Below are 502 nucleotides of genomic sequence, written 5' to 3'. Positions count from 1 at the left end.
CGTCGAAGTCATCGTTACCCCACAGGAAAGAAGCCTAAATAGCGTTTTACAAAATAGAGCGCGGCAAGGTTTTGGATCGCCATGCCGATCGCCATTGCCCACGCAGCCCCCAGAACGCCGTAGCTTTGGCTAAGAAAAACCAAAAGAGCGATGGAAATAGTGCCTGAACAAATCGTGATGTATTTCATCGTTCTCTCATGGCCGCTCATTAGCAATAAAAATCCTACCGAGCCAGTGGCGATATTGACCAGCTGCCCTAAAGAAAGGACAACTAACAGCGGAGCTGCCGCAAGAAATTCATCACCAAAAAGCTGCATGACGAATTCAGGAAATAGGGTGCAAACTAAGACAGGAAGTAAAGCTGCGCCAATGTTTGCACGACAAGCCCATCGACTTAAATTTCGCAGTTTATCCAGCTTTCCTTCTTTAAAAAGAGAGGCGAACATTGGGGCAACAACGAAGTTAATGGTAATCAGTACAAAGCCAATCAGTAGCGATGTTC

Annotated in this window: 1 protein-coding gene; it reads right to left on the bottom strand. The window is 46.2% G+C overall.

Annotated features, from left to right (window positions below):
- Positions 1 to 14: 14 nt before the first annotated feature.
- The coding region (locus tag R7Z49_RS28015) for a polysaccharide biosynthesis C-terminal domain-containing protein (protein ID WP_318112928.1) at positions 15 to 502 on the bottom strand (488 nt) is incomplete at its 5' end.

Origin of the sequence: Vibrio sp. 1562, from assembly GCF_033340155.1 — a bacterium.
Classification (GTDB): Bacteria; Pseudomonadota; Gammaproteobacteria; order Enterobacterales; family Vibrionaceae; genus Vibrio; species Vibrio alginolyticus.
This window is presented reverse-complemented; position numbering and strand designations above follow the sequence as displayed.